At 64.3% G+C, this 18,097-nt stretch carries 12 protein-coding genes; 6 read left to right on the plus strand and 6 right to left on the minus strand.

From position 1 onward, the window contains the following. Entirely contained in the window at positions 1-1,356 is a 1,356-nt protein-coding gene (locus tag CKO42_RS05995; RefSeq protein ID WP_200240468.1) for a V-type ATP synthase subunit B, read from the minus strand. A 312-nt stretch (positions 1,357-1,668) separates the two neighbouring features. On the opposite strand from CKO42_RS05995, the gene CKO42_RS06000 reads away from it, so the two are divergent. The 3 genes from CKO42_RS06000 to CKO42_RS06010 all read left to right on the plus strand — a co-directional run bounded on the left by CKO42_RS06000 (position 1,669) and on the right by CKO42_RS06010 (position 6,103). After that, a complete protein-coding gene (locus tag CKO42_RS06000) occupies positions 1,669-1,881 on the plus strand; it encodes a toxin-antitoxin system TumE family protein (protein ID WP_242479158.1) in 213 nt (70 codons plus the stop codon). Then, on the plus strand, positions 1,862-2,209 hold the full coding sequence (locus tag CKO42_RS06005; protein WP_200240470.1) for an HVO_A0114 family putative DNA-binding protein: 348 nt from the start codon (positions 1,862-1,864) through the stop codon (positions 2,207-2,209). Before CKO42_RS06000 ends, CKO42_RS06005 begins: the two co-directional genes overlap by 20 nt. A gap of 99 nt (positions 2,210-2,308) precedes the next feature. Next, the gene (locus CKO42_RS06010) at positions 2,309-6,103 is read left to right on the plus strand and encodes a DEAD/DEAH box helicase (protein ID WP_200240472.1); all 3,795 of its coding nucleotides are present in this window, start codon (positions 2,309-2,311) and stop codon (positions 6,101-6,103) included. A 77-nt stretch (positions 6,104-6,180) separates the two neighbouring features. Here CKO42_RS06010 and CKO42_RS06015 read toward each other — a convergent pair whose 3' ends face one another. The 5 genes from CKO42_RS06015 to CKO42_RS06035 form a co-directional block, all read right to left on the minus strand. Then, on the minus strand, positions 6,181-6,525 hold the full coding sequence (locus CKO42_RS06015) for an HVO_A0114 family putative DNA-binding protein (protein WP_200240480.1): 345 nt from the start codon (positions 6,523-6,525) through the stop codon (positions 6,181-6,183). A gap of 10 nt (positions 6,526-6,535) precedes the next feature. After that, positions 6,536-6,811: a toxin-antitoxin system TumE family protein gene (locus tag CKO42_RS06020; RefSeq protein ID WP_200240483.1), complete on the minus strand. Its 276-nt coding sequence runs from the start codon at positions 6,809-6,811 to the stop codon at positions 6,536-6,538. A 234-nt stretch (positions 6,812-7,045) separates the two neighbouring features. Next, entirely contained in the window at positions 7,046-9,055 is a 2,010-nt protein-coding gene (gene clcA, locus CKO42_RS06025; RefSeq protein WP_200240492.1) for a H(+)/Cl(-) exchange transporter ClcA, read from the minus strand. 120 nt (positions 9,056-9,175) lie between these two features. Further along, a complete protein-coding gene (locus tag CKO42_RS06030) occupies positions 9,176-10,024 on the minus strand; it encodes a DedA family protein (protein ID WP_200240495.1) in 849 nt (282 codons plus the stop codon). Positions 10,025-10,312: 288 nt separating this feature from the next. Then, positions 10,313-10,783 carry a tellurite resistance TerB family protein gene (locus CKO42_RS06035; RefSeq protein WP_200240497.1) on the minus strand — a complete coding sequence of 157 codons (471 nt, stop codon included), beginning with the start codon at positions 10,781-10,783 and terminating at the stop codon, positions 10,313-10,315. A 428-nt stretch (positions 10,784-11,211) separates the two neighbouring features. On the opposite strand from CKO42_RS06035, the gene CKO42_RS27155 reads away from it, so the two are divergent. Genes CKO42_RS27155 through CKO42_RS06050 form a run of 3 tightly spaced genes read left to right on the plus strand, consistent with a single transcriptional unit; the run spans position 11,212 to position 18,097 of the window. Further along, complete coding sequence (locus tag CKO42_RS27155; protein WP_338034858.1) at positions 11,212-14,766, plus strand: helicase-related protein; 3,555 nt, start codon at positions 11,212-11,214, stop codon at positions 14,764-14,766. Further along, a complete protein-coding gene (locus CKO42_RS06045; protein WP_200240500.1) occupies positions 14,763-16,844 on the plus strand; it encodes a DUF1998 domain-containing protein in 2,082 nt (693 codons plus the stop codon). Before CKO42_RS27155 ends, CKO42_RS06045 begins: the two co-directional genes overlap by 4 nt. Positions 16,845-16,849: 5 nt before the next feature. Continuing rightward, a complete protein-coding gene (locus CKO42_RS06050) occupies positions 16,850-18,097 on the plus strand; it encodes an ATP-binding domain-containing protein (RefSeq protein ID WP_200240508.1) in 1,248 nt (415 codons plus the stop codon).

Genomic DNA, 18,097 nt, shown 5'->3' on the forward strand with positions numbered 1-18,097 from the left:
TTAAGACGCTGCGCCGGCGGCCTCACGCGGAAAATACTTGTCGATCAGCTGCTGCTTCATCAATAGCTCTTCCGGATCGAAGCACTCGGCCATGGTCTGCCAGCAGAGATCCAGCGCTTTTTCTAGCGGCAGGCTGACATTGATGTCCATGAACCGCTCCCGAAATAGGTCGCCGAAGCGCAGCAGCTTCTCATCGAAGTCGCTCAGCTCGAAGGCCATCGCCTGCTTCTGTTGCGCATCCTTGGCGCCGGAGTAGAAGCGGATCATGGTGTTCATGACCTGGCCATGATCCTCGCGCGTGACCTTGCCGATCACATGCTGTTTCAGGCGCGACAGGCTGCCGAATGGATCGAGCACACCATCGTGCAGATAGAACTGACCCTCGGTGATGTAGCCGGTGTTATCCGGCACCGGATGGGTCACATCGCCGCCCGGCATGGTGGTCACGGTGAGGATGGTCAGCGAGCCGCCTTCGCGATAGTCAGCGGCCTTCTCGTAGCGGCGCGCCAGCTGCGAGTAGAGATCGCCCATGTAGCCGCGGTTCGAGGGTACCGCTTCCATGGCGATGCCGACCTCTTTCATGGCATCAGCGTAGGCGGTCATGTCGGTCAGCAGCACCAGCACGCGCTTGCCTTCCTCGAGCGCGAACTTCTCGGCCACCGCTAAGGCCATGTCCGGCACCAGAAGGCGCTCGACCACCGGGTCGGCGGAGAGGTTCACGAACATCACCGTGCGGGCGAAGATGCCGGCATCCTCGAACTGGCGACGGAAGAAATAGTAGTCGTCGAAGATCAGGCCGAGACCGCCGAAGACGATGATATCGGCATCGGCCTGCACGCCGATGCGCGCCAGCAGCTGGTTGTAGGGCTCGCCAGCAACCGAGAAGATCGGGATCTTCTGGCTCTCGACCAGGGCGTTGAAGACATCGATCATCGGCACGTCGGTGCGGATCATCTTCGACGCCAGCAGCCGCCGCGCCGGATTCACCGAGGGGCCGCCGGTCGGGATCTTGGGCTCGTCATCCAGCTCGGGGCCGGCATCGAGCAGGCCGCCATCGCCGCGAAAGACCCGGCCAAGGATGTTTGTCGAGTAGGCCGCGCGCATCGCATGGCCGAGAAATTGCACGGTCGAGGCGGTCGAGACGCCCTTGGTGCCGGAGAACACCTGCAGCGAGACCTGCTCGCGATCGATCTTGATCACCCGCGCTAGCGAGCGGAAGCCGTCAACGCCTTCGACCAGCGCCAGATCGTCATAGGCGATGGTCGGCGCCTCGGCGCTGGCGCGTGCGACGCGCACCTTGAGCAGATCGCCGACGATCTCGACGATGTCGGTGTAGCGGGTCAGTGTGTGGGCCATGCGGTTTCCTCTTGGCGCAGTTCGGTGTCCGACGACAGTCGGCGCCCTCGCTTGCGGATGCCTACGTTAGACCGCCTTGAGCTGGACTGCAATCTCAGTTCTGTGTCCGTCTCTGGTGATGCGTAACGATCAGCGGCTCCCTAGATCCCTCAACCTCCGGCTGCTCCGTATCGTTTCCGAATCGGCGGGCAAGGTCCTGTTTGCGCTGATAAGCTATCATGATGAAAGCTGAGCCGCTTCTATCGTATCGCCAGCAATTGACCGCATCCCTCTTCAAGGAGATCAGCGTCTGGCGTCTACCGCAGCCGCTCGTTGGAAGCTCGCATCCTTAACAAATACCGATTGGCGCTGGTCAGTGGCGATCAATGCGTCCTGCGATACGACAACGAGCGCGGAAAAGGCGATCACAAGCACATCGGTGATCAGGAATACGCGTTGACCTTTAGCTCAATGCCGCAGCTCCTGATCGATTTCGACCGCGATATCCAGTGCTGGAGCCAGACCCATGAGCACGCTGATGATTGAAGTCGCGAGCGAGGAAGAAGCGCTCGCTCAAGCGATCTCATCGCTAGAGCAGGATACACCGCAACCGCCTCGCTACTTGTTTACGACGCAAGAGGGTTTGCTCGATACGCTGACCAGTCATCGCTTTGCCATCCTGAAGGCGTTGGCGGGAGCTGGTCCGATTGACATGCACGAGCTGGCCCGAAAGGTCGGTCGTGACCTGAGCGCGGTCCAGGCCGACACTCAGCGCCTGAGCGCGATTGGGCTGATCGATAAGACCGAGGGCGGCATGCTGCACTTTCCCTATGATGCGATCGATATCCACCTCGGCTGGCGTGCAGCGGCCTGAGGATGTCAGCTGTTGTGCGGCGACCTGAGCGGGGCTCTGCTCTGCAGGCCTCGGCGTGCTGGCGTACTATGCGACCTCCTTGCACTGCTGGATAGGACGATGCCGAACGATCCGCTGAATGCCGACTCGACGTCTGCGTCGATACCAGATCCTGACCTTGCCGCTTTTGCGGAGACTGCAACGTTTAGCGAATCAACAGAGCCTGCCGATTCGGGTCAGCAAGCCGATCCGCTGCTGCTCGATAGCGAGCAGATCCAAGCGCTGGCGGAGCCATCGGTGGTGCGCGCCGGACTGCGGCATTGCAACGAACTGCGGGTCACAGCGCTCGATCGGTCGCCGAACGGCCTCTATGCTCGTGTTGAGGATGCTGAGACTGAGGAGCAGCTCGAGGTTGAGATTACCATCGACGCCGCTGATGCCGTGGAGGCTCATGCTGCTCCTGGCGCTGCGAGTGCTGCTGATGCTCCAGGCACTCCCGGTGTTGGGAGTGCTGCCGATGCTGCTGGTGTTGCCGGTACCGCGGATGAGGCCGATGAACTGGATGCTGAACGTGTTGCGGAAGGCGATGCCAATGCCACCAGGCGCACTATCGGCAGAGGCAACACCAGGCTGCTAGCCGGCTGCCAATGCGATGGCTGCGACGATGGCGTCTTTTGCGTCCACGCGATCGCCGCACTCTTCGCCTATGCCAAAGGTCAGGGCCAATCACCAAGCGACCCCGCGCTGCTCGCCGACGCCCAACGCTCGGCACTGGAGGAACGGCTGGCCAAGGCCCGCGCCGAGGTCCATGTCGAGCCGCTGTCAGACTCGGCCAAGGCGGCGGGCTATGGGCTGTGGCGGGCGCACTCGCTGCAATCGGCGACCCACTTCTCGAGCGATTACCGCGTCCATCTCCGCGCCTTCGATCGGCGCGCCAACTATTGCACCTGCCCAGATTTCGCCACCAACGAGCTGGGCACCTGCAAGCACGTCGAAGCAGTCCTGCATCGGCTGCGCAAGCGCCGCGACTTTAAGCGCATCGCCCAGCAGCCGCCACCGCGCAGCGCGGTGTTCTTAGATTGGGAGGGCGCGCAGGCGCCGACTATCCGCCTACATCGCGGCGCCGAGACCGCGACCGACCTGCTGCCGCTGCTACAAGAGCATTTCGACGCCGACGGCCGTTTCCGGCTGCGCCTGCCCGACGATTTTCTGCGCTTTGCCGACCAGGTCGCCGAGCGTGGCGATCTCGAGATCGGCGACGACGCCCTCGGCTACGCGCGCCGGCTGGCTGAGGATGCCGCGCGCGCGGTGCGAGCGGCCGAGATCGGCGAGCGGATTCGCGACAGCGGCGGTCGGCTGCCCGGGGTCCAGGCCAAGCTCTATCCCTATCAAACCGATGGCGTCGCCTTCCTCGCCGGTCGCGGACGCGCCCTGCTCGCCGACGACATGGGTCTGGGCAAGACCCTACAGGCGATCGCCGCCGCCTATTGGCTGCATCGCAACGATGGCGTCGAGCGCGTGCTGGTGGTCTGCCCGGCCTCGCTGAAGCTGCAATGGGCGCGCGAGATCCAGCGTTTCACCGACGTCGATGTGCAGGTCGTGCAAGGGCCGGTGGCGGCGCGCGGCGTGCAGTATCGCAAGGGACGCGGCTTCTACGTCGTCAACTACGAGCTGGTGATGCGCGATCTCAGCATCATCAATGCTGACCTGCGTCCGGACTTGCTGATCCTCGACGAGGCCCAGCGCATCAAGAACTGGCGCACCAAGATTGCCAGTGCGGTCAAGCAGATCGGCTCGCGCTACGCCTTCGTGCTCACCGGCACGCCGCTCGAGAATCGTCTTGAGGATCTCTACAGTCTGCTGCAGGTGATCGACCCGCGTGTGCTAGGTCCGCTGTGGCGCTACCTGGTCGATTTCCACATCACCGACGATCGCGGCAAGGTGCTCGGCTACCGCAATCTCTCCGAGCTGCGGCGGCGGCTGGCGCCGGTGATGTTGCGGCGCGATCGCAGCCTGGTGCGCGATCAATTGCCAGAGCGCATCCTGACCCGCGTCGATGTGCCGATGTCGGGGCTGCAGCAGGAGATCCACGACGACGCCATCAATGCCGCAGCGATCCTGGCGCAGATCATGAAGCGGCGCCCACTGACGCCGAGCGAGCAGAACCGGATGATGGCGGCGCTGCAACGGGCGCGGATGGCCTGCAACGCGGCGGCGCTGGTTGATCCGGAGCTGGCGCAGAAGCGGCACGGCAGCAGCGCGCCCAAGCTCGATGAGCTGGAGACGCTGCTTGATGAGGTGTGCCGCCTGGCTGGCCTCAAGGTCGTGGTCTTCTCGCAGTGGGCAGTGATGACCGAGCTGGTCGAGCAGCGTGTGCGCGCCATGCGGCTCGGCAGCGTGCGTCTGCATGGTGGCGTGCCGACCGCCAATCGCGGTGCCCTGATGGACCGCTTCCGCGACGATGACGCGATCCAGGTCTTCATCTCCACCGATGCCGGCGGTGTCGGCCTGAACCTGCAAAACGCTGCGGTGCTGATCAACCTGGATATCCCCTGGAACCCGGCGGTGCTCGAGCAGCGCATCGCGCGCGTGCATCGGCTTGGTCAGCGGCAGAAGGTGCAGGCGATCCTGCTGGTGGCGCCGGACTCCTATGAGGAACGGGTGCTGGGGCTGGTGCAGGGTAAGCGGGAGCTGTTCGACAACGTCGTGCACGCGGATGCGACCGAGGATGTGGTTAGCGTCTCCAAGCGGCTTGCTGAGGTGTTGGCGGATGATTTGACAGGGCCGTCGGGGCCGGCTGATCGACCGGTGGGACCGACAGCGGAGACCGATGAGGGCGCCGGGGCCAAGGGCGAGGGTGCATCGGGAACCGACGAGACCGCGCAAGAGGGTCTGCCAGGGGCAGGGCTTGGCGACGCGCTGGAGAGCGAGCGAGCTGGCGAGACGGACGCCGCGGGTGCCGAAGCTGAGGAGACCGAGCGTGGCGGGCAGGCTGGTATCGCAGATACCGCTGGTTTTGCGGACAGAACTGGCGCGGAAACCGGCGCGGAGTCCGATGCTGCAGGCGCTGCTGGCACGGAAACTGGCACGGAGTCCGATGCTGCAGGCGCTGCTGGCACGGAAACTGGCACGGAGTCTAATGCGATAGGCACGGCTGGCGCTGAAACCCAAACCGAGTCCGATGCTGAGCAGGAGCTGCTTGCGGCCGAGTCTGCGCGGCGATCTTCGTCCTCCACGACAAGGCTGCGCCCAGACCTCGATGACGCGGTGCGCGATTGCGTGATCGCGCTGCAGACCCAATTCGGCGCGCGGATTCAGCGCATGCTCGCCCAGCGTCGCCGCGATAGCGGTCTTGGCGTGGGCATGGGCGGCCTACTGGTGGTGCTGGATCGAGTCGAAGAGACCGACGACGAGATCGCCGCCGGGCTGTCCGAGCGGGTGCCGGTCGCGCTGATCGATCGCCGCACCCTCGCGAGTCTAGGCCGACTCGGCGAGGCCTCGCCGGTAGCTGAGGCAGAGCCGGTGTTTGGCGCCGAGGTTGAAGATGCTAACGCCGGTGGCGCCCAGGAGGCACCAGTCGAGCCACCACTGCTGCGTAAGGCGCGTGAGGCCATCGATGCCGCGCGCATGCTGATCCAGCAGCGCTGCCCAGGGCCGGCGTTGGACCTGATGCTCTCCGGTCTGCTCGCCGCTGCCGCCCACCGCGTCGGCCGCGCTGATCCGCCGAGTCCATCGCAGGCCGGCATCTGGCTCTATGGCGAGGTGCTGCCAGCAGGTCTGCTGGAGCAGTCAGACATCGCGCTGCTGATGCGCGCCATCGCGCTGGGCCAAGGCGCCGATGCGGTGCCGGAGGGGCTACTGACGGCGCTCGCCGATGATGCGGCGGCCTTTATCGAGGGCGCTGCCAGCACTTGAATCCACGGTTTCCAGCAGGACGGATTGACTTGGCGGAACAACAATTTGTGAAGGATGGATCAACACATTGGCACCTCTCAGGCCGCAGCCTGACAATGCAGGTCGACTCGCACCTCGTCATAGGGCAAGAGCAATTTGCCGTCATCGGTCTTGTCGATCAATCCGCAGAGAACCATGCGCTGGGTATCGGTATGGACTCCCTTGACATCACGCCCGACACGCCGAGCCAGTTCGCGGACCCCGAGGGGGCCTGAGCCTAACAGCGCCTTGACGATGGCCCAACGGTTGGGGGTCAGCATGGAGAGTAGGCTTTCTTCGCTGTTGAACGAGTAAGCGCAGCCTTGGGGTTCGCCGCGGAAGGCTGCATCCAGCCGCGCTTTGACGGATTCCAGGTCTGAGACATTGATGATTAACGTCGCCATGGTTGACTCCTCACAAGCAGCTGACATCGGTCCAAAAGTCCTGAGTCAACTGTTTGAGGTTAGTAAATGAATAAGGAATCTCGTGGCTGCCAACATGCTTGTGATCCCCTTTGCTGGCTTCGTTGTCATAGCGCAGCACACAGACGCCATCGACAATCAAGACTAATCGGTACTTGAACCGATGTGCACTCCCTCGGAGCGGCGCCGGAAGTTCCCAGACGATAAGCTCAACAAAGCGATCTGTTGCAAGCTCGAAGCGGTCTTTGAGGATCAAGGTTGCCGGCATGTTGTCAGTGTAACAACATCAGCAGTGTGCGGCTAGTTGCCCGGCGCTCACGTAGGAGTTCATTCACTGCTTGCGTGAAACATTCCAGTCACGTGACGCATGTCAAAACGACCTGGATGTGTTGTCTTTTTGGTTGAGTTTCTCGTCATCCAACCTCGAACGCTCTGTCGTGATCCAGTCATGAAATGCCCGCAGTGCGGCACTACGTCCATCTACTCGGCTGCGTTCGAGAAATCAGGGGATCGTATCGGCGGCCTGAATCGGCACCAGGCGCTCAGCCGTGGTGAGGCTGCGAATGATGGGGTCGAGGCGCTTTAGGCTCGCGGGTAGATCCCGCAGCGCGGCCTCGGCGGCGGCGCGGTCGGAATAGGCGCCGAGCAGCACGGCATGCCAGCGGCTGGGTTGCCCGTCAGGCTCGATCTTGAGTGCCTGGCCGATCAGGCCTTCGTCTTGGGCGAAGCGCGCGAGGTTGTCGGCATCGCGGAAGCTGATGAGCTGGATGCTGAAGCGGGCGCTCTGGGGGGCTGCGCTGGTGTGAGCGTCCGGTGTTGCAGTCGCTGTCGGCAGGTCGGTTTCGGCATCAGCGCTCTCACGTGCCCCTGGTCCAACCTGCGCCAAACTTGGCTGAGGCATCGCTTCGGATGCAGGCCGCGTCTCAGTATCCACAGCATCGCTGCCCTGAACGCTCGGCTGGGTTGAGGTTGCCGTCGAGGCCGGTGCCTGCGCCGGTTCAGAGGGCGATGAGACTGGCGCTGAAGCTGACGCTGTTAGGGTTGGTGCCGCCATCGCCGTCGGCGCCGCGGTCTTCGATGTCGATGTCGATGTCGGAGTCGGTGTCGAAGACGGCATCTGCGCAAGAACCGCGGTTGGCTCCATGCCAGTCCCTTCCCGAGCGACATCGATTCGCTCTATTGCGATAAAGGCCAACAGGATCATCGCCGCTGCCGCAATCCGCCGGATCGGCGCACGTGGTGCTGGCAGTTTCTGGAGCCCGAGCAGCGAGCTGTAGACCGGCCGCCCGCCCAAGCCCTCAGCGGTAAAAGTGGCGCTGAGACAGGTTAGGATGATCGGCAACGCCAGGGCTTGGGCGCCGGTGAGCTCGATGACCAGAATGATGCCGGTGAGTGGCGCGCGGACGGTCGCGGCAAACAGCGCGCCCATCGCGGCTACAGCAAAGACCTCCGGCTCCAGTGCCAGAGCAGGCGCCGTGATCGAGACCAGGGCCGCGAAGGCGGCACCGCAGATCGTGCCGAGCGCGAGCATCGGCGCGAAGATGCCACCAGGCAGCCCGAGACCGTAGCTGCCGACGGTGGTCAGCAGACGCACCGCCAACAATGCCAGCAGGAAGAAGAGCGCGGGCTGGCCATGCAGCAGATTCACGACCAGGGTCTCGCCGCCGCCGACCGTGGCGGGTGCAAACCAGATCAGCGCGCCCAGGATCAGCCCGGTCAGCGCGGCCGCGGCATAGGCCCCCGGCGTGCCCAGCGCTCGATAAGCGGCGACCGAGCCCAACAGCAACCGGTTGAACAGCACGCCGAGCGCGCCGATCAGCACGCCGAGCACCAGAAACATTGGCAGCGAGTCGAGCGGTGCCATGTCCAGGTTCGGCATCGGCATATCCGGTCCCTGTCCAAGTATCCAGCCGCTGACAATCACCGCCGCGCAGCAGGCCAGGATCACCGACTGGATGGTCGCGAAGCGATACTCGACATGCTCGCGCAGCTCCTCGGTGACGAAGACGATGGAGGCCAGCGGGGCGTTGAAGGCAGTCGCCAGTCCGGCGGCTGCACCGGCCGCGATGAGCGCCCGATTAGCCCCAGGACGTGGTCCCAGACGCTCGCTCGCGAGCTGCCCCAGCGCGGCGCCCATGTGGATGGTTGGCCCCTCTCGGCCGAGCACTAGGCCCGAGCCAACCGCCAAGATCCCGCCGAAGAACTTGATCGGCAGCACCCGTTGCCAGCGCAGTGTGCGCTCGCCCGCGAGGATGGCCTCGACCTCTTGCACGCCGCTGCCGGCGGTCTCCGGCGCAAATCGGCGCACCAGCCACTTCGCCGTGACCAGCACCAAGGCACCGAGCAGCATCAGGAGCAGCCAGCCGGGGATCGGTGCTGAGCTGAGCAACCCATGCAGCAAGTCTCTGCTGGATGCGGCTTGATCGAGAAGGAAGTGGAAGGCGCCGCCGACGAGTCCTGCGAAGACGCCGACGAAGAGGGCCGCGAGATAGAGTCGCCAGGGAAAAGACATGGCTAACGGCTAGCGCATGCGCTTTAGATGTTGTCGATCGTTTGTCCAGCAACGTCTTCCCGATCTGCGGATGACGGCTGGGTGATGATCGGGAAGGGGAGCATAGACAGCGACAGCGACTTAGGGTCGGGCCTGACCCGACCGGTTGAGCAGGGCGATGAGCAGGGCCAGCAGCAGGGCGATGACCCCAAACAGCCCGAGCGCCGCCATCCAGGGGTTGAGATGCCGCAGCACAGCGACCAGCGCGTCGAAGTGCAGATCCAGATAATAGACACCCAGCGCCCAGAAGCTGGCCCAGAGCACCGCGCCGGCGACATTCAACAACATGAAGCGCACCCAGTGCATCTCCAGTGCGCCAGAGAAGAGCCCCATGAGCTGGCGCGGACCATCGACGAAGCGGCCAAAGAGCAGCAGCCAACCGCCGTACTTGTTGAATTTCTGCTCGATGCCTTCGAGGTGCTGCGCGGGGATGGGCAGCCGATTCAGGACCACACGCCCGCCAAAGCGACCGATCAGGTAGCCGATGGCCTGACCGAGTGAGGTCGCGACGATGGTGACAAGCAGCAGCAGACCGATATTCAGCCGGCTATCTGGCACTGCGGCAACCACAGCGCCGGCCTCTAACAGCGTCTGGCCCGGGGCCGGGATGCCGAAGCCCTCAACGCCAACGGCGACGAACACCGCCCAGTAGCCGTAGCGCTCCAGATAGGGCTCGACGCGGAGGATGTCGTCCTCGATCGCCTTCGCCAGCCGGTGGGCATGCGCATCGATCTTGTGCGCACTGGATTTGATCAGGTCTTTCGGCTTCGACGCCTCGGTGCTGCTGACAGGCGACTGAGTGGCATCGGTTGGCTGAGCAAGCGCTCGGTTTGCGCCTGCACCCAGGTCGGGGCCGATCCAGAGCCCCAAGGTCAGCGTCAACAGCAGCGCAACGCGCACGAGATCGGCAATCCGCCAAGAGCTGGCCATCCGCCCGGGACCGAGAGTCCGCCCGGAACTGGCAATCCGTCCGGAAATGGCAAGCTGATCGGAACCGGCAGTCCGCCCGGGACCGGTGCGGCCCGTTGACGGATTGGGAGGCTGAAGGGGTAAGCTCATTGGGTGAACATAACCGAAAATGATAGCCGGTGCTGGAGGCCTTTCCAGGTTGCGCACATCCTGCCGGCTGGAGGCCGGTTATGCCCTCTATGCATCGGGGCCACAGCGATGCGCCGGGATTTCAGCGATTCACCGGGACTCCAGGTTTGAGCAAGCGCTCTAGCCAGCCCCGCGATCAGCCTCGGCGCGATGTTTGGCGTTGATGAAGGCGGCATGCGGCACGTAGATCAGCTCGGCGACCTTGCGCACTAGATGTTCCTCGAGGCTGCTCAGACGCTGATCCGCATAGGCGACGCGCCACAGCGATTCGATCAGGCTGATCTTTTCCTCTGCGGTGAAGTGCTCATTGATCAACCGCGTGAACTGGAAATAGTCAGTGGCATCGCGACGCTCCGCATCGGCGCAGGCAAGCAGGGCATCGGTCTCCTCGGGGGAAAGGCCAAAATCCTCGCGCACCAGGGTGGCGACCAGCTCGCGGCCAAGCGCGGCCGATTGCTCCGGCTCCATGTGGGTCATCTCCAGCATCAGTGCCGCACTGGCGCAACGCATGGCATGGTCGCGATCGAACGGATCATCCCCAGTCGAGCGCTGGATGACGTCATCAAAAAAGCGGCGGATCTGGTCAAGCATGGGTTTCGGAAAGCCTCTTCGTCAGAGATTGGGCAGTTCAGGGTGTTAACGCGAATCTCGCGCGTCATCTGCCAGGGTGGCTCCGCGCCATGATCGTTCGTCAGCAACGCCAAACTGATGATCAGGGCGAGGACCAGCGGTGCGGCGATCACCGCCGATCACCGATGCGGTCAGGCTGAGTCCAGACCCAGTTGAATCCGCGTGCCTTTGGTTGTCCAGCATGGCTTCTGTCTCCCTGGGCGATTGCAGGTCAGGCTGCAGGGGTGTTTATACTCATTCAGTCGGCGAGGGGCCAGCCCGCACCTGGTGCGCGTTGGCGTGTTTTGGCTGAGATTGGCAACGCATGCGATTGCTTGGCGCCGACGCTCCTTGGTGTACGGTGCGGCACTGGAGGGCAGCGCAATTGGAAAAGAGCGGAAATCGGACCTGTGAACTGGTCGAATGAGCGCGAGCGCGTTTATCGGTGGCTGCGGCATGCGCTGCTGGGTCCGGCTGCACAGCCAAAAGAGGTTGCGGGTGCGACGCACCTGAACGGTATCAAGCCGCTGGAACGGTTTCAAACCGGCATCCTGTTTCCCATTGCCAGTGACGAATTCGGTCTCGATGCCGGCGAAGACGATAGCGGCGAGCCAGGGTCCAGTCTTGGCGAGGCCGACAGCGACGGCGATAAGATCGCGTCCGCTTCCAGCGCTGGTCAGCCCCAGCGTCGAGTGGTGCCACCGGCATCGGTTGGGTTCTCGTTCTTCGTGCAAGGCGATCGTGCCGAGCTCCAACTCATTCCCAGTGCCGTGCGCTACGAGCGACGCGCAGACCGGCCGCGAGACCAGGCCGATCAGTGGCTGCGCATCCCGCTCGGAGAGGCGGACAGCGAAGCACGCGATGTTCGCGCACCGATCTCTGCGCTGGCTCGGGCCAGGGCGGAGCCCATCGCGGTCTTTGACGGTCGCGCGCGGTTGGATGTGCTCTGGCGCGCCCGGTCCGATGGATGGCTGATCACCGTATCGCTCAGTAATCTTCAAGCCATGCCGGCGGCTGCGAACGCCAACACTGGCGCCAGCAACACCAGCGCTGGCGCGACCATGAATGAGATCCTGAATCAGCAGAACGAGCGGGCACTGTTCGAGGTTGCGCTCGACTGCGTGATCGATCGCGGTCGCGTTGGTCCTTACCCGCGAGCCGACTTCCATCTGCTGGATGAGGAAGAACAAGAGCTGGAGCTGCGCTACCGCAAGCAGGTCATCTATGCCATTGGCCATGGTGCCGCGGTGGACTGGGAGCTGCGCGAGGATCGCGTCGTGCGTATCCACACCGAGTTTTTGCCCAAGGTCGAGGTTCCGCGCGTCGACCCCACCGCTGGCGTCGTTGAGGGTGCCGAGCTTGATGTCGAGCGCCTCGCGGCCATCGAAACCGATCGGGACCGCCTCTGTGATGCGCTGGAGCGATTCGTCGCTGGCTACCGCACCTGGAGCGATGCGCAGTCCAAGGTCGCTGATGGCCTGGAGGTGCGTTACCAAGCCCCAGCCGATCGGATTCGCGCCCGCATCGAAGCGGCTGCTGAACGGATGCTCGCAGGTGTCATCTTGCTTCGACAGGACCCGCTGCTGTTGCGCGCGTTCGCGCTCGCCAATCAGGCCATGGCCAGGCAGATGCGCCAGGCGGGCCGCCTGGAGCCGCGCTGGCGCCCCTTCCAGCTCGCCTTCCTGCTGCTGACGCTCGAGTCGGCGACCGATCCCGATGCCGAGCACCGTGATGTCCTCGATCTAATCTGGTTCCCGACCGGTGGCGGCAAGACCGAGGCCTATCTCGGACTCATGGCGCTGGTAATCTGGTGGCGGCGCCTGAAGTACAAGGCCAGCGGTGGCGGCACCACGGTGCTGATGCGCTATACCCTGCGCCTGCTGACCAAGGACCAGTTTCGGCGTGCGGCACGCCTGATCTGCGCCATGGAGCTGATGCGCCGCGAGCAGCCGGGCAGTCTTGGTGTCGAGCCGATCACGCTCGGCCTCTGGGTCGGGGGCGACTCGAGTCCGAACAGCTTCGCCGATGCCAAGGCCTGCATCGATGCGGCGCTGGCCGATGATTGCAGCCGTCCACCGAGCCTGCTGGTGTTGGAGTCCTGCCCCTGGTGTGGCACGCCATTCCGAGTGCCCGACAACCTGGATGCCAGCCGCCAGCACTTCGCCTTCCGCTGCACCGCCGCCGGCTGTGCCTTTGCCGCGACTGGCGATGGCAGGTTGCCCTGCAACCTGGTCGATGCCGCGCTCTACGAGGCGCCACCGACGCTGTTGTTGGCCACCATCGACAAGTTCGCCAGGCTGGCCTGGGAGGAGCGCAGCGCGGCCTTCTTTGGACGCAACGGTCAGCGGCCGCCGGAGCTGATCATCCAAGACGAGCTGCATCTGATCGCGGGCGCCCTCGGCTCGGTCGCCGGGCTCTATGAGGCGGGCTTGGAGACGGTGCTCTGTCGGCGCGGTGTCTATCCAAAATATATCGCATCCACCGCCACCATCCGCATGGCGCAGGAGCAGGTCAGGCGGCTCTACGGTCGTGAAGCAGCGGTGTTTCCACCGCCTGGTCTCGATGCCGATGACGCCTATTTCGCACGCACGATCGCGCCGACGCCCGAGGATCCGGGCCGGCTCTACGTCGGTTATCTAGCCCCAGCGCGCAACCGTCGGCGCTGCCTGGCACCGCTGGCGGCGGCCCTCTTGTCGGCACCGGAGGCGCTGTTCGGTGATCTCAGCGCAGACCGCGAGGCATTGTTGGATGCTTGGTGGACCTTGCTGGTCTATCACGGCAGTCTCAGCGGCATCGGCGTCAGTCGCCATGCGCTGCGCGAGATCGAGGAGCGCATCGAGCGGCTGCAGCGCGAATGGCAGGAACTGCAGGCCCAGCAGGAACTGCAGGAACTGCAGGAACAGCAGGAACAGCCGGAACTGCAAGGTCAACAGGAATGGCGAGCCGAGCAAGTACGGCGAGGACACCAAGCAAACCAAGGTCGACAAGCACAAAAGAGTGAGCAGGCACACGAGGGTCGGCAAGCAAAGCAGGAACAGCAAGCACGGCCGGAACAACAAGCGCATGACACGCCAGATCAGCAAAAGCGGGCGCAGCAGGCACCGTCTGGCGACTTCGAGCAGGCATCTGCTCACCGGCGTTATGCGGGTCCGCGCTGGCGGACGCAGCTCGCTGAGCGCCTCGCGCAGCTCACCAGCCAGATGTCGGCCGATGAGAACGCGCAAGGCTTCGAGCGCTTGGCAAAGACCCGCGAGGCACCCGATGCGCTCGACCTGGCCTTGGCCACCAATATGGTCTCGGTGGGCCTGGACGTGTCCCGGCTCGCGGTGATGATCATCAACGGTCAGCCGTTGACGACGGCTGAGTACATCCAGGCCAGCTCGCGCGTCGGCCGCGGCGTGGTGCCCGGGATCGTCGTTGCCAACTACTATCGCGATCAGGCCCGCAGCCTGTCTCACTATGAGGACTTCCGCGCCTATCATCAGGCCTTCTATCGCTTTGTCGAGCCCACCAGCGTCACGCCCTATACCTATCAGGCGCGCTTGCGGGCGCTGCATGCCGCCTTGGTCATCGCGGTGCGCCATGCGAGCGATGCGCTGACCGCGAATGAGCGAGCACAGGCCTTTGATCCGACCCAGCCGGAGACGGCGAAGGTGATCGAGGCCTTGATCCGGCGCACCCGCCAGGCTGATCCGGAGCGCGCTGACCAGACCGAGGCGCATCTACGCCGCTTGGTCGCGCACTGGAGCGACTGTGCCCGACGAGCCAGCGAGCAGCGCCAGCGCCTGGTCTATTCCGGCCCGGATCGGGACCGCCGCGATCTGCGTCTGCTCTCTGCGCATGGGGCCCGGGTAACTGGCGAATGGGTCACGCTGCAGAACATGCGCAATGTCGAGAAGACGGCGTTGATCAAGATCCTACCCACCAACCCCTCCCGGCATGGGTTGCTCGCGCAAGACGAATGAAACGCTTCATCCCAACGCGTTGGTCCCATCTACTCGCGTTCAGCGGCGTCGGTGCGCTGGTGCGCGCCGACAACGATCTGTTCGTGGTGATGGATATCCGACATTGGACCGATCAGGCTGGCGAGCTGGCCGGTGATCCCCTGTGTTATGTCGACCTGCTCCGTGGCGCGCTCGGTCTCGACGGCAAGCGATTGCTGCAACCGCCGCTCGCCCGGCTGGTCGACAACGGCGCTGGCGATGGCGCTGGCGATGGCGCTGTTGATGGGACCTGTGTGCCGGCGATCCGTTTTCCGCGCTGGACGCGCTGCCCAAGCTGCGGGCTGCTCCATTACCAGCCATGGGACAACGGCGAGCGTGGTCGGCGTTCACTCGAAGACCCCCGCTGCAGCTGTGAAAAGCGCTCGCGCCTGCGGCAAGTGGATTGGGTCGTCGCGCATCCTGAGGGTGGGCTCTGGGAGGTGCCCTGGCATCTGCTCGCGCACAAAGACACTGAGCATCGCGATGCCTGCCGCCCGATCCGCGAGCAGCCCTACCTGCGACTGCGTCGCGACGCCGCTGGCTATTGGCAGTTGCGTTGCGAGCGCTGCCAGTCTCAGCAACCCTTTAGTCGAAACCAACAGTTCAAGGATGCACGGCGCGCGCGCCTGCAGCCCTGGCAACAGGGCGAGGCCGCCCCGGCCGTGCCAAGCCAACGCCCAGCGGCGATCATCGAGGTCAATGACTCGCGGCTCTATTCCGCTCGGGTGCGCGGCGGCTTGGTGATTCCGCCGGAGTCCCAGGTGGCACGCGGCGGCGTGCTGGATCGGCTGTATCGCCAGCCAGCGGCGCGACGCGAGCTTGAGCGGTGTCGCACCGAGCTGGCACGCCGGGCGCTGCTGCGGCGCTTGTCCGATGAGTTGGGCTGCACGCGCGCTGACTTGGAGGACGCGCTGCAGAAGATCGAGGATGGCTGGCCACTCTACGGCGAGATGGCGACGCCTGGCCTTCTGTTGGAGAAGGAGTACCGCGCCCTGACAACGCCGATTCCGGATCAGCTCGAGAGCGAGGATTTCGTTACCGAGCATCGCAGTGCCGCTTGGCGAGCCCAGTTACTGGTGCAGAACGATGCGCCTGCCCAGGCCGATGCATTCCAGGCGAAGGCCGATACATCGCTCCCGCAGATTGATGCAGCGTCTGCCCAGGCCGATGCATCGCTCGCGCAGACCGATGCGCCGTTTGCCGAGTCTGATGCGTCGCTGGCACAGATCGATGCGCCGCTTGCGGCGGCCAATCCGTCGCGATTGCAGCCGGTACGCGACAGCATCCAACAGCTCGTCGCCGTCAGCCGCCTGCGCGAGATCCGGATCTTCACCGGCTTCCATCGTGTCGAGCAATGGTTCGAGGATGGCATTAAGCCCGATCATGACGACGCTGCCGAGCCCGAGACCTCGCGCTTGGTGCCGCCGGATCTCGATGGGCGCTGCGACTGGCTGCCGGCGATCGAGCTCTATGGCGAGGGCCTCTTCTTTACGCTCGACGAGGCGCTGCTGCGCCGTTGGGAGGCGCAAGATGGCTTGTGGCGCCGCGCCGAGCAGCTGCAAGCGCGGTTCGAGCGCACTGGTATTCGTCTCGCGGAAGACCCGCCGCTGCCGCTGACACCGCGTTTCATCCTGTTGCATACGCTGGCCCATCTGCTGATCCGCCATCTGGAGACCGCGGCGGGCTATCCGGCGGCCTCGATCCGGGAGCGCCTATATTGCAGCAGCGGCGCCGAGCCGATGGCCGGCGTGCTGGTCTATGTCGCGGTCGCCGACGTGGCCGGCTCGCTTGGTGGTCTGGCCGAGCTGGCCGAGCCCAGGCGTTTTCTCGAGCTGCTGGTGGCCGTCTTCGATCATGCGAACTGGTGCTCGCTCGATCCGGTCTGTGCCGAGCACCCGGGGCAGGGGCCGAGCCAGCTCAATCGTGCGGCCTGTCATGCCTGCGCGCTGGTGCCGGAACCGAGCTGCCAGTTCAGCAATGTGCTGCTGGATCGGGTCTTCATCGCTGGCGATCTCAGTGGCACGATCCGGCCGCTGTTGGACTTTGCGGTTGAGCGCTGATCGCGATGGCGGCGCGCAACTGGACCCTGCCCGACATCCAGAACCTGAGCAAGGAGCAGGAGCGCGCCCGCTTGCTGCCGCGTGAAGGCTGCCATCTGATCGTCGGTGGACCCGGCACCGGCAAATCGGTGCTCGCCCTGCTGCGCACCCGCCGTCATCATCGCGAACGAGGGGCGCAGGATTACGTCTTCCTGGTCTACAACCGGCTGTTGTTGGAGGCGAGCCGCGAGCTGGTCGGCGGCGCGGTCAACGCGCATCCCTGGATCAGCTGGTTTCGCGCCATGTTCAAGCGGGCCTTGGCGAAGCAGGCCTCGTCTCAGCAGGCCTCGTCTCAGCAGGCCAGGTCGAAGCCGGCCTTGTCGGGGTTCTATGCCCAGGTCGCTGGACAAGGCTATCGTCTTGATTGGACCGCGATCCATGACGCCATCGCCAGCGCGGTCGAGCTGCCAGCGCCCTTGACGCCTTTCGTGATCATCGATGAGGGGCAGGATATGCCGCGCGACTTCTATCAGGCGCTGGCACAGCTGGGGTTTGAGCATGTCTATGTGGTCGCCGACCAGAATCAGCAGATCACCGACGAGTGCAGCACGCTGAGCGAGATTGCGACGGCGCTGGATATCGATGCTCGAGACCGCATCGAGCTGACCGAAAACTATCGCAACTGCGATCGCATCGCCCGCCTGGCGCTGGCCTTTTGCGTCGAGGATCTGGCCAGCCCTTGCGTCAAGCTGCCAAGCGCACGCCCCTGTGCGCGGGCGCCGATCCTAGTGGACTATGGCGCCGGCTGTCGTTGGAGCGCCGAGCAGCTCATCATGCGGATGCTGAAGCTGGCCGATCGTGATCCGGCGAAGCTGATCGGCATCATCACGCCGAACAACCAACGCCGTGAGTATTGGTTTCAGGCATTACGACAGCCGCGGCATGATCTGCACCTCGACCACAGACCTCCTCGGGTTCTGACCTATGCCTCGGGGCTTGAGGATGGCGACCATCGCTTCTCCGAAGGCGGCCTGTTCGTCATCAACGCCCAGTCGGCGAAGGGGCTCGAGTTCGATATCGTCTTCCTCGCCGACATCCATGAGTATCCTTGCCAGCTTGAGAACAAGGCCTGGATGGATGACCTGAGGCGGCGCTTCTACGTGATGGTCTCCAGGGCGCGGGAACAGGTGATCCTGCTGCGCCAAGCCGGCCAGGAGTGCCCGATCGAGGCGATCCTACCGAATGATCCGGACATCCTCAGACGTTGGAGATGA

The sequence above is a fragment of the Lamprobacter modestohalophilus genome (assembly GCF_016583905.1).
In the GTDB taxonomy this organism is placed as follows: domain Bacteria; phylum Pseudomonadota; class Gammaproteobacteria; order Chromatiales; family Chromatiaceae; genus Lamprobacter; species Lamprobacter modestohalophilus.

What these genes read in the sequence shown, in the direction of transcription:
- CKO42_RS05995 (WP_200240468.1), bottom strand. Translation starts at nt 1,356, where the DNA reads ATGGCCCACACACTGACCCGCTACACCGACATCGTCGAGATCGTCGGC.
- CKO42_RS06005 (WP_200240470.1), top strand. Translation starts at nt 1,862, where the DNA reads ATGAGCACGCTGATGATTGAAGTCGCGAGCGAGGAAGAAGCGCTCGCT.
- CKO42_RS06010 (WP_200240472.1), top strand. Translation starts at nt 2,309, where the DNA reads ATGCCGAACGATCCGCTGAATGCCGACTCGACGTCTGCGTCGATACCA.
- CKO42_RS06015 (WP_200240480.1), bottom strand. Translation starts at nt 6,525, where the DNA reads ATGGCGACGTTAATCATCAATGTCTCAGACCTGGAATCCGTCAAAGCG.
- CKO42_RS06020 (WP_200240483.1), bottom strand. Translation starts at nt 6,811, where the DNA reads ATGCCGGCAACCTTGATCCTCAAAGACCGCTTCGAGCTTGCAACAGAT.
- clcA (WP_200240492.1), bottom strand. Translation starts at nt 9,055, where the DNA reads ATGTCTTTTCCCTGGCGACTCTATCTCGCGGCCCTCTTCGTCGGCGTC.
- CKO42_RS06030 (WP_200240495.1), bottom strand. Translation starts at nt 10,024, where the DNA reads ATGGCCAGCTCTTGGCGGATTGCCGATCTCGTGCGCGTTGCGCTGCTG.
- CKO42_RS06035 (WP_200240497.1), bottom strand. Translation starts at nt 10,783, where the DNA reads ATGCTTGACCAGATCCGCCGCTTTTTTGATGACGTCATCCAGCGCTCG.
- CKO42_RS06045 (WP_200240500.1), top strand. Translation starts at nt 14,763, where the DNA reads ATGAAACGCTTCATCCCAACGCGTTGGTCCCATCTACTCGCGTTCAGC.
- CKO42_RS06050 (WP_200240508.1), top strand. Translation starts at nt 16,850, where the DNA reads ATGGCGGCGCGCAACTGGACCCTGCCCGACATCCAGAACCTGAGCAAG.